The sequence below is a fragment of the Pluralibacter gergoviae ATCC 33028 = NBRC 105706 genome (assembly GCF_001598855.1).
GTDB classification, from domain to species: Bacteria; Pseudomonadota; Gammaproteobacteria; order Enterobacterales; family Enterobacteriaceae; genus Pluralibacter; species Pluralibacter gergoviae.
In genome coordinates this window covers 41,257-55,206 of sequence record NZ_BCZS01000019.1, presented here as the reverse complement: position 1 = coordinate 55,206, position 13,950 = coordinate 41,257, and the positions used below count along the sequence as shown (strand labels likewise).

The window sequence follows — 13,950 nt, the reverse complement described above, 5'->3', positions numbered from 1 at the left end:
TCTGGTGTTAAAAACCCTCTCTCCGAAAGAGAGAGGGTAAAGACGTTAAGGTTTGGTGGCTTTCTCAAAGCGCCTCAGCAGCTGGTCCCCGCGCTCAACCGCGCTGTCCAGCGCCTGCTGCGGCGTCTTCTTGCCGGTCCACACCGACTCCAGCTCCTCGTCCACGATGGTGCGGATCTGCGGCATATTGCCCAGCCGCAGCCCTTTGGTGAACGCCAGCGGCGGCTTGTTCAGCATCTGGCGGGTGGCGATATCGGCGCCCGGATTTTTGTCGTAGAAGCCCTGCTGGCGGGTCAGGTCGTAGGCGGCGGTGGTGATCGGCAGATAGCCGGTCTTCTGGTGCCACTCGGCGGCGATTTCCGGTTTAGTCAGGAATTCGAGGAACTTCGCCACGCCGGTATAGGTCTCTTTATCCTTACCGCCCATCACCCACAGGCTGGCGCCGCCGATGATTGCATTCTGCGGCGCGCCCTTAATGTCGGCATCGTAAGGCATCATGCCGACGCCGTAGTTAAATTTGGCGTACTGGCGAATGTCCGCCAGCGAGCCGGAAGAGGCGGTGGTGATGGCGCAGTCGCCGCTGTAGAACTTCTCGGTGGATTCATCCTTGCGGCCGAAGTAGCTGAAGTCGCCCTTCTTGTTCATCGCCTCCAGCAGGGCGATGTGCTTCACCTGCTCCGGCTTATTAAATTCAAGCGTCGCGTCGGTCCCGTCAAAGCCGTTGTTTTTGCTGGCGAACGGCAGACCGTTCCAGGCGCTGAAGTTCTCCAGCTGGATCCAGCCCTGCCAGCCGCTGGCGTAGCCGCACTTCATCCCGGCGGCCTTGAGCTTCGCGGTGTCTGCTGCCAGTTCCTGCCAGGTTTTCGGCGGCTGCTCCGGATCGAGGCCCGCTTTCTTAAACGCGTCTTTGTTGTAGTAGAGCACCGGCGTGGAGCTGTTGAACGGCTGGCTCAGCAGGTGGCCGGTTTTGGCGTCGGTGTAGTAGCCGGAGACGGTCGGCACGAACTGCTTCTCATCGAAGGCAATCCCCGCGTCGCTGAACACCTGATACACCGGCTTGATCGCCTTCGAGGCCATCATGGTGGCGGTGCCCACTTCATACACCTGTAAAATCGCCGGCGCATTGCCGGTGCGGAAGGCGGCGATCCCGGCGGCCAGGTTCTGTTCGTAGTTGCCTTTATATACCGGAACAACTTTGTAATCCGGATTGGCGTCGTTGAAGCGCTGCGCCAGGGAATCAACTTCTTTACCCAGCTCGCCTTCCATAGAGTGCCAGAATGGGATGGTGGTGACGGCCAGCGCCTGGCCTGTAAAGGAGAGCGCCAGCGCAACGCCTAAAGCTGTATGTCGTAACGATATCATCGGTTATCTCTCTTGTTGTTCCGGATGAGCGATTTCACGCATTTTATGTTCGCGGGCTAACATGACATGTTCGAATTACAGAAAAATAACATTTTTGTTACAACAAAAAGATAGTAACGGGTCAGGGCGATGACAAGAGGATGACGATGCGGGGAGGGAGAAATGAGAGGTGCGGCACGGGAAAGGGAGAAACCGGCGGCAGGGCGCCGCCGGTAAAGCAAGATTAACCGCCCAGATAGGCGCTGCGCACCGCCTCATTGGCCAGAAGCCGCGCGCCGGTATCTTCCAGCACCACGCGGCCGTTTTCCAGCACGTAGCCGCGGTCGGCGAGCTTCAGCGCCTGGTTAGCGTTCTGCTCGACGAGGAAGATGGTCATCCCCTCTTTGCGCAGCTGTTCGATGGTGTCGAAGATCTGCTGGATGATGATCGGCGCCAGGCCGAGCGAAGGCTCATCCAGCAGCAGCAGGCGCGGCTGGCTCATCAGCGCGCGGCCGATCGCCAGCATCTGCTGCTCGCCGCCGGACATGGTGCCCGCCCGCTGCACGCGGCGCTCCCACAGGCGCGGGAACAGCTCGTAGACCCACTTAATGCGCGTCTGAAACTGGCTGCGGTCGGCAAAAAAGCCGCCCATCGCCAGGTTTTCGTCGACGGTCATGCGGGAGAAGACGCGGCGGCCCTCCGGCACGATCGCCACCGCCTCGCGCATGATTTTCGCGGTCTGCCAGTCGGTAATATCCTTGTCATCAAACACCACCCGCCCGCTGCTGGCGCGCGGATCGCCGCACAGCGTGCCGAGCAGCGTGGTTTTACCGGCGCCGTTGGCGCCGATCAGGGTAACTATCTCGCCCTGCTTGATGTGCAGGCTCACCTCGTGCAGCGCCTGAATTTTGCCGTAGTGCGCGCTGACCTTGTCAAAAGACAACATTACTTTTTCCATCTTATGCCTCTCCGAGATAGGCGCGAATGACGTCAGGATTGTTGCGGATCTCCTCCGGCGTGCCGTTTGCCAGCGGCGTGCCCTGGTTGACCACGTAGATGCGGTCGGAGATCCCCATTACCAGCTTCATATCGTGCTCGATCAGCAGGATGGTGGTGTTGTGGTGGCTGCGCAGTTCGGCGATCAGCTCGTCCAGCTCCTTGGTTTCCTTCGGGTTGAGACCGGCCGCCGGCTCGTCGAGCATCAGAATTTCCGGCTGAGTCACCATGCAGCGGGCGATCTCCAGCCTGCGCTGGTCGCCGTAGGCGAGGTTGCTGGCCTGCCGGTTGGCGTGCGCCAGCAGGCCGATGCGGTCCAGCCAGGTCGCGGCGCGGTCCAGCGCGTCGCTCTGGGCCTGACGAAACGCCGGGGTTTTCAGCAGCCCGGAGAAGACGCCGGTTTTCAGCTGCTGGTGCTGGGCGACCAGCAGGTTCTCGATCACCGTCATTTCGCGGAACAGCCGCACGTGCTGGAAGGTGCGCACCACGCCCATGCGGGCGATCTGCTGGCCCGACAGGCCCGCAAGCTGCTGATCGCGCAGCTGGATAGTGCCGCCGGTAGGCTTATAGAAGCCGGTCAGGCAGTTGAAGACCGTGGTTTTTCCCGCGCCGTTGGGGCCAATGAGGGAGACGATCTCCTGCGGGTGCAGCTCAAGATTGACGTTATTGACCGCCAGCAGGCCGCCAAAGCGCATCATCAGGCCGTTTACCGATAACAGTGGCTGACTCATGCCTGCTCTCCTTTCGCTTTGCCATTTTTCAGCTTCAGCTGCGGGCGGGTCATCGGCAGCAGCCCCTGCGGGCGCCAGATCATCATCAGCACCATCAGGGCGCCGAGCATCAGCATGCTGTATTCGTTAAAGTCGCGCATCATCTCGCGGGAGACCACCAGCAGAACCGCCGCCAGAATCACGGCGAACTGCGATCCCATGCCGCCCAGCACCACGATAGCCAGCACGAAGGCGGACTCGGCGAAGGTGAAGGACTCCGGGCTGACGAAGCCCTGGCGGGCGGCGAACAACGTGCCGGCAAAGCCGGCAAAGGCGGCGCTGATGGTAAAGGCGGTCAGCTTGATGCGCGTCGGGCTCAGGCCCAGCGAGCGGCAGGCGATTTCGTCTTCGCGCAGCGCTTCCCAGGCGCGGCCCAGCGGCATGCGCAGCAGGCGGTTAATCACGAACAGGGTCAGCACCACCAGCAGCAGCGCCACCAGGTAGAGGAAGATCACCCGGTCGGACGGATCGTACCTGACGTTAAAGAAGTTGCTGAAGGTATCCCAGCCCCCTTCCCGCGCCGAACGGCTGAACTCCAGGCCGAACAGCGTCGGCTTGGGGATCTGGCTGATGCCGTTCGGACCGCCGGTAATTTCGGTGTTGTTGAGCAGCAGGATACGCACGATCTCGCCGAAGCCGAGGGTCACAATCGCCAGATAGTCGCCGCGCAGGCGCAGCACCGGGAAGCCGAGCAGGAAGCCGGCGGCAGCGGCCACCAGCCCCGCCAGCGGCAGGCAGGTCCAGAAACCGAGGCCGTAGTAGTGGTTCAGCAGCGCGAAGGTGTAGGCGCCGATGGCGTAGAAGCCGCCGTAGCCCAGCACCAGCAGGCCGGAGAGCCCGACCACCACGTTAAGGCCGAGACCGAGAATAATGTAGATCATGGTCAGGGTGGCGATATCCACGGTGCCGCGCGAGACCATAAACGGCCACGCCACCGCAATCACCAGCAGGGCGACCAGGAACAGCTTCTGCTTGACCGTCGAGCCGTCGATGGCGGGCAGGATAAACTTCGGTCCGGAGATATTCTTCAGCCCGCGCTGAAAGGCGGGGCGCACCAGCTGGAAGAAGAAAACCACCGCGGTGCCGATAAAGATCCACTCCCAGCGAATGTCCGCCGCGCGGTTGACCACCAGCGTCGTGCCGCTGAGGCTGAGCTGGACGCCCATAAAGACGCCCGCCAGCACGAAGAACATGGCAGCAGAAAACAGCGCCATCGCAAAATGCATCGGTTTCATACTTTCTCTACCTCCGGACGGCCCAGAATGCCGGTCGGCATCACCAGCAGCACCACGATCAGCAGCGCGAAGGAGACCACGTCTTTATATTCGGTACTCAGGTAGGCGGAGGAGAGCGACTCGGCGATGCCGAGAATAAGCCCGCCGATCATCGCCCCCGGAATGCTGCCGATACCGCCAAGCACCGCGGCGGTGAAGGCCTTCATCCCGGCCATGAAGCCGATATAGGGGTTAATCACGCCGTACAGCTGGCCGAGCAGCACGCCCGCCACCGCCGCCATCGCCGCGCCGATCACAAAGGTCAGGGCAATAACGCGGTCGGTGTTGATGCCGAGCAGGCTCGCCATCTTCAGGTCTTCGGCGCAGGCGCGGCAGGCGCGGCCCATCCGCGAATAGCGGATAAACAGCGTCAGGGCCAGCATCGCGACAAAGGTCACCACCCAGATAACCAGCTGCATGGTGGTGATGCTGGCGGAGAAGTTCTCGCCCTGGCCGACCAGCCACTGGCCGTTAAACAGGCTCGGCAGCGCGATATCGCGGGAGCCTTCCGTCAGGCTGACGTAGTTTTGCAGGAAGATAGACATCCCGATGGCGGAGATCAGCGCAATCAGGCGCTTGGAGCTGCGCACCGGCCGGTAGGCCACCCGCTCGATGCTCCAGCCGTAGGCGCTGGCGATAACGATAGCGCCGACAAACCCGGCGGCCACCAGCAGCCAGCTGGTATCGATGCCCATCATCATCAGGGCGGCGATGATCATAAACGACACGTAGCTGCCGATCATGTACACCTCGCCGTGGGCGAAGTTGATCATGCCGATAATGCCGTACACCATGGTATAGCCGATGGCGATCAGCGCGTAGGTGCTGCCCAGCGTGACGCCGTTAAACATCTGCTGGAGAAAATAGAGGAACTGCTCAGACATAAGGTAACCTTTTCAAACCTGCCCGCGTCAGCGGCGCGGGCAGCGGGATAACGTGTCTTCTTACTGCGCAGCGGTGGATGAACCGTCCGCGTGCCACTGGAAGACGCCAAATTCAAATCCCTTCAGATCGCCTTTCTCATCCCAGTTCAGCGGCCCAATCACGGTTTTTGCCCCGTGTTCTTTTAAATCTTTAATTAACGCCAGCGGATCCGCGCTGCCGGTGCGGTCCATGGCGGTCGCCAGCGACTGCACGGCGGCGTAGGTGATCCACACGTAAGGCCCGCTCGGATCTTTTTTCTCTGCCTTCAGCGCATCAACGATGGCTTTGTTGGCCGGATCCTGGTCGTAGCGTTTCGGCATAGTTACCAGCATGCCTTCGGCGGCGGGGCCGGCGATATTGGAGAGGGAGGCATTGCCAACGCCCTCCGGGCCCATAAAGCGGGTTTTCAGGTTAACGGAGCGCGCCTGGCGCAGGATCTGCCCCATTTCCGGGTAGTAGCCGCCGTAGTAAACGAAGTCGATGTTCTCCTTCTTCAGACGCGCTACCAGCGCGGAGAAGTCTTTCTCCCCGGCGGTGATGCCGTCAAAGAACACCACGTTAGCGCCGCCCTGCTTGAGATTATCCATCACCGAGCGGGCCAGCCCCTCGCCGTACTGCTGCTTGTCGTGAATGATAGCGATGCGCTGCGGCTTGACGTGCTCAAGGATATACTTCGCGGCGGTAGGCCCCTGCGAGGAGTCGAGCCCGGCGGTGCGCATAATGTACTGATAGCCGCGCTGGGTCAGCTCCGGGTTGGTCGCCCCCGGCGAGATCATCAGAATGCCTTCGTCTTCATAGATGTCCGAGGCGGGCTGCGTGGAGGAGGAGCAGAGGTGGCCAATCACGTATTTAATGCCGGCGTTAACCACTTTGTTGGCCACGGCGACCGCCTGTTTCGGATCGCAGGCGTCGTCGTATTCGACCGCCACCAGCTTATCGCCCTTAATGCCGCCGGCGGCGTTAATGTCTTTAATGGCCTGACGGGCACCGTTGAATTCCATATCGCCCCACTGCGCTACCGGGCCAGACATCGCGCCGACGACCGCTACCTTGATGTCTTTAGCCACCGCGGCCTGCGACACTGCCAGTGCAATCATGCCCGCGATCAACGTCTTCGCGTTCCGTTTCATGTTGTAAATCCCCATTCGTGATGTCGTGTTGTTAATTTGTAGTTATATGATTAAAAATTGCGCTGTGCTTTTTGTGTACAATGCTATTTTTATCAGTCTCTTTAATGGTTTATAGAGTTTTTTCGCCAAAAACAAGACCAAAGTCTCTATTTTTCAGTCGATTAAGCAAAGATAATATTCTGGATCACGGTGGAGATAAACAAAAAAAAGCACACCTTTCAGCATAAAATAATGGTGCGATAAGCTAAATAGAAGGCCAGATCTCAGGTTAAAATTTTGTTTAATTTCCGTTCCGTGACGTATTGCGCCACTCTTTTACATACCTATAAACAAATCCCCTGTTCCCGGCGATAAAAATAGAAACCGGCGGGCGGCATTCTTCGGTACACTCCGGGCATCTTTTTTGACAAACGGGCTTCATATGAAACTGACGATTATCAGGCTGACGGCGCTCAGCGGGCAGGATCTCATTGACCTGGGTAAAATCTGGCCGCAGTGCGACGCGGCGGGCCTGCGGCTCAATGACGCGCATCGCCTCTACGCCGCGCGCTTTAATGAGCGGCTGCTCGGCGCGGTGCGGGTTACTTTCGAGGGCGATCGGGCCCGGCTAGACGATCTCTGCGTGCGGGAAGTCACCCGCCGCCGCGGCGTGGGGCAATATTTGCTGGAGGAGACGCTGCGGGACAACCCCGGGGTTAGCCGCTGGCGGATGAGCAGAGACGGCGTTGAGGACCTTGCGATCGCGGATGCGTTTATGCGCGCGCTGGGGTTTAGCGCAGCAGGCGATGGCTGGGAAAAATAACAGGTGCCGGGCGGCATACCGCCCGGCATGTGGAAGGTTACTTCGCGTCGGTGGCGGTGCCGTTGGCGTGCCAGGTAAAGACGCCGAACTCAAAGCCCTTCAGGTCGCCCTTGCTGTCCCAGGAGAGCGGGCCCATCACGGTATTGACGGTGTTGCCCTTCAGCCAGTCGGCAATTTTTGCCGGATCGTCAGACTGATTCAGACCCGCGGCCAGCGACTGCAGGGCCGCGTAGGTGGTCCACACGAAGGCGCCGCTCGGATCCTGCTTCTTCGCCTTGATGGCGTCGACAATCGGCTTGTTGGCCGGAACCTGATCGTAGTTCTTCAGCTTAGTGACCAGAATGCCTTCGGACGATTCGCCTGCGATGTTAGACAGGGAGACGTTGGCCACGCCTTCCGGCCCCATAAACTGGGTCTTCAGCCCGGCCGCGCGCGCCTGGCGCAGGATCTGCCCCAGCTCCGGGTGGTAGCCGCCGTAGTACACGAAGTCGATATTCTCTTTCTTCAGGCGCGCCACCAGGGTGGAGAAGTCTTTCTCGCCGGCGGTGATGCCGTCAAAGAACACCACGTTGGCTTTGCCCTTCAGGCCATCCTGCACCGAGCGGGCCAGGCCTTCGCCGTACTGCTGCTTATCGTGAATGATAGCGATGCGCTTCGGCTTCACGGTATTGATGATGTAGTTGGCGGCGGTCGGGCCCTGGTCGGAGTCGAGGCCGGTGGTGCGCAGGATCAGCTTATAGCCGCGGGAGGTCAGCTCCGGGGCGGTTGCCGCCGGGGTGATCATCAGAATACCTTCATCGTCGTAAATATCGGAAGCGGGCTGCGTCGATGAGGAGCAGAGGTGGCCGATAACGTACTTCACGCCGTCGTTCACCACTTTGTTAGCCACCGCCACGGCCTGTTTCGGGTCGCAGGCGTCATCATATTTCACGATCTGCAGCTTCTCGCCCTTGATGCCGCCCTTGGCGTTGATGTCGGCAACGGCCTGCTCGGCGCCGGTGAACTCCTGGTCGCCGTACTGCGCTACCGGACCGGACATGGCGCCCACCACTGCCACTTTAATATCGGCCTGGGCCATTGTGCTGAATGCCAGCGCAATACATCCTGCCAGTAACGCATTACCCTTCATTTTCATCCTGATATTCCCCATTATTATGGTTATTACGTTTGTTGTGATGTTGTTGTGTAGCGCATTATTTCAGTTTACGGTCTACCGCCCGCGCATAAGCAGCACACTCTGCTAAAAACATAACTGATTTTTGTTAACAATGAACGCGAATTTTCGCGATGGGGCGCGCAAAAAAAACCTGCGGCGGGGATCGATCGCCGCAGGGCACACCATAGCAGCCGCTACCATCCCGCGGGCAGATAGCCCAGCAGGGAAGCGATGGCATAGCCGGCGCTGGCAAGATACAACAACACAATGAAGCTCTGGATCAGAGGGTGGGTGATCAGCGCGCTGCAGGTCCAGCGCGGGGTGATATCGCCGCTGCGGCGCGCGCCGCGCAGCATCAGGATCGGCATAATCGACAGGATCACGCCGCTGAATACGCCCGCAAAATAGAGGGCGTTGACGAAGGAGACCATGCCGCTGTAGGCCAGCACGAACGGCGGCAGGGCCACGATAGCCAGCACGCCGAGGCGGCGCAGCGGCTGGGTATCCTCGCCGAGGCGAAATTTGTCGAAGATATTGGTCAGGAAGCTGCCGCCGAGGCCCCAGTAGGAGGTCAGCATCGCGCACAGCGCGAACAGGTTCGCCGAGAAGAAGGCCCACTCGCCGAGCGCCCTGCCCCAGGCAATGGTGGCGACATCAGAGATATTGTCCAGGCCGTTGATAATAATCACCGATAGCGGCACCACCGCCAGCAGCGTAAAGGTCAGGCCCATGCCGACGATAATCGCCTTCGGCAGCTTTTCCGGCTTATCGGCGAAGCCGCGGGCCATCTCCGGCACGATATACTGGGCCGAAAAGCAAAAGGCCACGACGTTGAAAATCGGCACCATGTACTGCCAGTCGCCGTCGAGCAGGTAGCGCACCTGGGTGCTCTCCTGCAGCAGGGTGGCGACCACCAGAACCGAAATCATCACCACCATACCGATGCTGATAAATTTCTCGCCGCGGCCGATGGCCTTCAGCCCCAGCCAGAGCACGCCCGCGGCGGGAATGAAAAACAGCAGGCTGCCAAGCGCGGGCGAAATGCCGAACAGAGAGTGCAGCAGCTTGCCGCTGCCGGTCATGTAGGCGGTCAGCGCGCCGACGCTGTTCACGCACACCGATAAAAACATCATCCACGCGCCGAAGCGGCCCACATAGCGCTGCGACAGGCCGCTGAGCTGAAGATGTTTACGGGTTCGCAGCGTGGATTCCGCGACGTAGAGCATGGTGACCGTGGTCAGGGTACCGACGACCATCAGCCAGAACAGCAGCGGCAGGAAGCCCGCCTTGCTGGAGGCGTAGGCGATGGAGAGCACGCCGGCGCCGATGTTGGTGCCGACGATCATCGCCACGCCTTCGAGGAAGCTCAGGGATTTTGCAGGGACAGCTTCGCGCTCCCGCCCTTTCCAGGCGGGGGCGAAGGTAGAGTTCTCGGACATACAGGTTTCCATATTGGCCGACGGCGAACCGCCGGAGGTCAGAACGGCAATCCGCGGCCTCCCTTTACGTTAAGTTGCGCTTCCCTGCGCCGCGGATTGTCAGGGCGGGATCAGCCCTTCAGTACGCGCGCCAGAATATCCAGCGCTTTGGTGAACTGCGCGTCGGGAATGGTCAGCGGATAGAGGAAGCGAATCACGTTGCCGTAGACGCCGCAGCTCAGCAGCAGCAGCCCTTCCTGCTTCGCTTTGTCCTGCACCTGCTTCATGAACTCCGCCGACGGCTTGCCGGTGGCCGGGTCGTTAAACTCCACCGCCACCATCGACCCCTGGCCGCGAATATCGGCAATCGCCGGGCAGGACTGGCGGGCGTGCTCCAGCACCTCTTTCAGATGCTGGCCCAGCTGGTTGGCGCGCTGGCACAGCTGCTCCTCTTCGATCACGTCCAGCACCGCGTGCGCCGCCGCCACCGCCAGCGGGTTACCGGCGTAGGTGCCGCCGAGACCGCCGGGCGCCGGGGCGTCCATCACCTCGGCGCGGCCGACCACGCCGGAGAGCGGCATCCCGCCGGCCAGGCTCTTGGCCATCGTCATCAGGTCCGGCTTGACGTCATAGTGCTGCATGGCAAACAGCTTGCCGGTGCGGGCAAAGCCGGTCTGCACTTCGTCGGCCACCAGCAGGATGCCGTGGGTATCGCACAGCGCGCGCAGGCCCTGCATAAACGCCGGCGGCGCAACGTTGAAGCCGCCCTCGCCCTGCACCGGCTCCACCACGATAGCCGCCACCTGATCCGGGGCGATATCGGCTTTGAAAATGCGCTCCAGGCTATTCAGCGCCTCGTCGGTGGTGACGCCGTGGGCCGCGTTCGGATAGATACCGTGATAGACCGAACCCGGGAACGGACCGAAGCCAATCTTGTACGGCGCCACTTTGCCGGTCAGCGCCATGGTCATGAAGGTGCGGCCGTGGAAGCCGCCGCCGAAGGTGATGATGCCGGGACGGCGGGTATAGGCGCGGGCAATCTTCACTGCGTTCTCTACGGCTTCGGCGCCGGTGGTGAAGAAGGTGGTTTTCGCCGGGCCGTCGATCGGCGCCAGGTCGTTGATGCGCTCGGCCAGGGTAACGTAGCTCTCGTAGGGAACAATCTGGTAGGCGGTGTGGGTGAAGGCCTTCAGCTGGGCCTCAATGGCCGCAATCACTTTCGGATGGCGGTGGCCGGTGTTGAGCACGGCGATCCCGGCGGCAAAATCAATTACCTCATTGCCTTCGATATCCCACAGCGTGGCGTTTTCCGCCTTCTGCGCATAGTAGTCGCACATCACCCCGACGCCGCGCGGGGTGGCCTGTAAACGGCGCTGGTTCAGTTCTGCATTGTTCACCGTGACTCTCCTGTGTGTTCTTTACGTTTTTGCAACAAGTACGAAACTATGTCGTTTATTTACACAGGTGTTGGCCCTATAATCGAGTGCCAGTTCAGAATATATGAGGGATCCAATTGCGATCGTTAGTGGGCGATTTGCTGCTGGTGCGGGTAGCAAGAGAGCAGGACAAACTGCTGCATAAGCGGCTGTACAACGCGATCCGCCACGCGATTCTTGACGGATCGCTGGCGCCGGAAAGCCGCCTGCCGGCTTCCCGCGATCTTGCCGCCGAACTTCACATTTCAAGAAACACGGTATTAACCGTTTATGAACAACTGCTGGCGGAAGGTTATATCGCCTCCCGCCGGGGCAGCGGCACCTTCGTCGCCCGCAGCGCGCCCGACGATTTTATTGCCTCCTTTTCGCCTGCCTCGCAGACAGATCCGCTGCCGGCGGAAAAGCAGATCTCCGGACGCGGTAATCGCCTGCTGAACCACGTCAGCGCCAGCCCGAAACAGTGGGGCGCCTTTATTCCCGGCGTGCCCGACGTCACCGCCTTTCCCCACCGGCTGTTTAATAAGATCCAGTCGCGCATCCGGCGGCGGCCCGCCCCCGCACACCTCAGCTACGGCTGCAACGGCGGCACGCCGGAGCTTAAGCAGGCGCTGCAGGAGTACCTGCGGGTGGCCCGCGGCGTGCGCTGCGAAACGGCGCAAATACTGATTACGGAGGGTATTCACCAGGCCATCGATCTGGTGACCCGGATGCTGTGCGATGCGGGGGAAAAGGCGTGGGTAGAGGAGCCCTCCTACTGGGGCATTCGCCACGTGCTGCAGATGAACGACGTGCAGCCGGTGCCGGTGCCGGTAGACAGCAACGGAATGGATCCCCCCGAGCAGCCGGACGAACCGCCGCGGCTTATCTTTGTTACGCCCTCCCACCAGTATCCGCTTGGGGCGGTGATGAGCCTGGAGCGCCGCCAGCGCCTGCTGGCCCTGGCGCGCCGCTGCGGCTGCTGGATAGTTGAGGACGACTACGACAGCGAGTTTCGCTTCTCCGGCCAGCCGATACCCGCCCTGCAGGGGCTGGTCGCCGACGCGCCGGTCGTCTATATCGGCACGTTCAGCAAAACGCTCTATCCCGGGCTGAGGCTGGGCTACGTCGTGCTTCCTCCGCCGCTGGCGGCCGACCTGACGGTTGCTCACGCCGAACTGTACCGCGGCGGTCACGCCATCACCCAGCTGACGCTGGCGGAGTTTATTCGCGACGGCCACTACACGGCGCATATCCGCAGAATGCGGCTGCTGTACGGCCGCCGCCGGCAGCGGCTGATGGCGCTGATCGATAGCGTGCCGGGGCTGGAGGCCAGCGAGTTCAGCGATAACGCCGGGCTGCATCTGGTCCTGAAGCTTAACGCCGGCTGCGATGACGTGGCGATCGCCCGCGCCGCCAACGCCCGCAATATTCTGGTGCGGCCGCTGTCGCGCTACTATCTGGGTGAGGACAAGTCCCGGGGGCTGCTGCTGGGGTTTGCGGCGATGCCGGAAGAGGAGATGGAGGGGGCTTTTACTGTACTACTGGCGTGCATAAAATGCGAAAGCCCGACGGATTAACTCGCCGGGCTTCGGTTCCGTGCGCTAGCGCGGATCAGGCTTCAATCGCGATACGCAGTTTCTTCATCGCGTTCTTTTCAAGCTGACGCACGCGCTCTGCGGACACGCCGTAGCGGTCGGCCAGCTCCTGCAGCGTGGACTTGTTATCTTCGTCCAGCCAGCGGGCGCGGATGATGTCCTGACTACGCTCGTCAAGACCCTGCATGGCGTCGGTCAGCTTGTTGGCCGCCTGCTCTTCCCAGTTATCGTCCTCAATGCCGTCGGCAAAGTTTGAGGTCTTATCCTGCAGAAACAGCACCGGCGCCATCGGCTGGCTGTCGCCGTCGTCGTCAGAGGACAGGTCAAAGGTCATGTCCTGGGCCGCCATGCGCGACTCCATTTCACGCACGTCTTTGCTGGATACACCCAGCTCGCGCGCCACCATTTCGACCTCGTCCTGATTAAACCAGCCCAGACGCTGCTTGGTTTTACGCAGGTTAAAGAACAGCTTACGCTGTGCTTTGGTGGTTGCGACCTTCACGATGCGCCAGTTACGCAGCACATACTCGTGAATTTCAGCCTTGATCCAGTGCACGGCGAAAGAGACCAGGCGCACGCCCACTTCCGGATTGAAGCGGCGCACGGCTTTCATCAGGCCGATGTTACCTTCCTGAATCAGATCCGCCTGCGGCAGGCCATAGCCCGAGTAGTTACGAGCAACGTGAACAACAAAGCGCAGGTGAGACAGGATCAGCGTCTTAGCTGCTTCCAGATCGCCCTGGTAATGCAGCTTTTCAGCCAGCGCCCGCTCTTCATCGGCCGATAACATCGGCCATGCGTTTGCAGCCCGGACGTAAGACTCCAGGTTACCAACAGGGGCTAAAGCTAAATTTTGCATTTCTTTGGTCATTCAATTCCTCTCAAATTTCGTCCTGGCCGCGCTGTCCCCGTCAGGCAACACGGCGGCCAGATCTATGAGCAACGAGATTATCATCCACTCTTGTATCAGACAGTGATTTTATCCACAAGTTCAATGCAACGGTGTGAATAAATTGCACACAAAATGTGAAGTCTGATGATAGTTGAGGCAGGGAAAAAGCAGAATGGGAAAGTGCTTTCCCTGCTGGCGCGAGACTCACTGCAGCAGGGAAAGAGTATACCAGAAATT

Annotated in this window: 12 protein-coding genes; 2 read left to right on the top strand and 10 right to left on the bottom strand. The window is 60.5% G+C overall.

Going from position 1 to position 13,950, the window contains the following annotated elements; genetic code table 11:
* Positions 1-45: 45 nt before the first annotated feature.
* The 6 genes from ugpB to livK all read right to left on the bottom strand — a co-directional run bounded on the left by ugpB (position 46) and on the right by livK (position 6,435).
* The gene (gene ugpB, locus ENGE1_RS17865; protein ID WP_048254905.1) at positions 46-1,362 is read right to left on the bottom strand and encodes a sn-glycerol-3-phosphate ABC transporter substrate-binding protein UgpB; all 1,317 of its coding nucleotides are present in this window, start codon (positions 1,360-1,362) and stop codon (positions 46-48) included.
* A gap of 223 nt (positions 1,363-1,585) precedes the next feature.
* Positions 1,586-2,299: a high-affinity branched-chain amino acid ABC transporter ATP-binding protein LivF gene (gene livF, locus ENGE1_RS17860; protein ID WP_043080971.1), complete on the bottom strand. Its 714-nt coding sequence runs from the start codon at positions 2,297-2,299 to the stop codon at positions 1,586-1,588.
* Between the two features lies 1 nt (position 2,300).
* Positions 2,301-3,068 (bottom strand): high-affinity branched-chain amino acid ABC transporter ATP-binding protein LivG, encoded by a 768-nt coding sequence (gene livG / locus ENGE1_RS17855; protein ID WP_048254904.1) that lies wholly within the window; start codon positions 3,066-3,068, stop codon positions 2,301-2,303.
* On the bottom strand, positions 3,065-4,342 hold the full coding sequence (locus ENGE1_RS17850; protein WP_043080973.1) for a high-affinity branched-chain amino acid ABC transporter permease LivM: 1,278 nt from the start codon (positions 4,340-4,342) through the stop codon (positions 3,065-3,067). Before ENGE1_RS17850 ends, livG begins: the two co-directional genes overlap by 4 nt.
* A complete protein-coding gene (livH, locus tag ENGE1_RS17845; protein ID WP_045289437.1) occupies positions 4,339-5,265 on the bottom strand; it encodes a high-affinity branched-chain amino acid ABC transporter permease LivH in 927 nt (308 codons plus the stop codon). The genes ENGE1_RS17850 and livH overlap by 4 nt, the downstream gene beginning before the upstream one ends.
* Positions 5,266-5,325: 60 nt before the next feature.
* Entirely contained in the window at positions 5,326-6,435 is a 1,110-nt protein-coding gene (livK, locus tag ENGE1_RS17840) for a high-affinity branched-chain amino acid ABC transporter substrate-binding protein LivK (protein WP_043080975.1), read from the bottom strand.
* Between the two features lie 421 nt (positions 6,436-6,856).
* Here livK and panM point away from each other — a divergent pair, with 421 nt between their 5' ends.
* Complete coding sequence (gene panM, locus ENGE1_RS17835; protein ID WP_048254902.1) at positions 6,857-7,237, top strand: aspartate 1-decarboxylase autocleavage activator PanM; 381 nt, start codon at positions 6,857-6,859, stop codon at positions 7,235-7,237.
* A 37-nt stretch (positions 7,238-7,274) separates the two neighbouring features.
* On the opposite strand, the gene ENGE1_RS17830 is transcribed toward panM, so the two are convergent.
* From ENGE1_RS17830 to ENGE1_RS17820, 3 genes are all read right to left on the bottom strand, one after another.
* Positions 7,275-8,372 (bottom strand): branched-chain amino acid ABC transporter substrate-binding protein, encoded by a 1,098-nt coding sequence (locus ENGE1_RS17830; protein WP_045289435.1) that lies wholly within the window; start codon positions 8,370-8,372, stop codon positions 7,275-7,277.
* Positions 8,373-8,587: 215 nt separating this feature from the next.
* Entirely contained in the window at positions 8,588-9,832 is a 1,245-nt protein-coding gene (locus ENGE1_RS17825) for an aromatic amino acid transport family protein (RefSeq protein WP_048254901.1), read from the bottom strand.
* A gap of 110 nt (positions 9,833-9,942) precedes the next feature.
* The gene (locus ENGE1_RS17820) at positions 9,943-11,208 is read right to left on the bottom strand and encodes a 4-aminobutyrate--2-oxoglutarate transaminase (protein ID WP_048254900.1); all 1,266 of its coding nucleotides are present in this window, start codon (positions 11,206-11,208) and stop codon (positions 9,943-9,945) included.
* Positions 11,209-11,324: 116 nt separating this feature from the next.
* On the opposite strand from ENGE1_RS17820, the gene pdxR reads away from it, so the two are divergent.
* On the top strand, positions 11,325-12,803 hold the full coding sequence (pdxR, locus tag ENGE1_RS17815; RefSeq protein ID WP_043080980.1) for a MocR-like pyridoxine biosynthesis transcription factor PdxR: 1,479 nt from the start codon (positions 11,325-11,327) through the stop codon (positions 12,801-12,803).
* A gap of 34 nt (positions 12,804-12,837) precedes the next feature.
* Here the strand turns inward: pdxR and rpoH are convergent, their stop codons facing one another.
* Positions 12,838-13,692, bottom strand: a complete 855-nt coding sequence (rpoH, locus tag ENGE1_RS17810; protein ID WP_043080981.1) for an RNA polymerase sigma factor RpoH — start codon at positions 13,690-13,692, stop codon at positions 12,838-12,840.
* Positions 13,693-13,950: the final 258 nt, after the last annotated feature.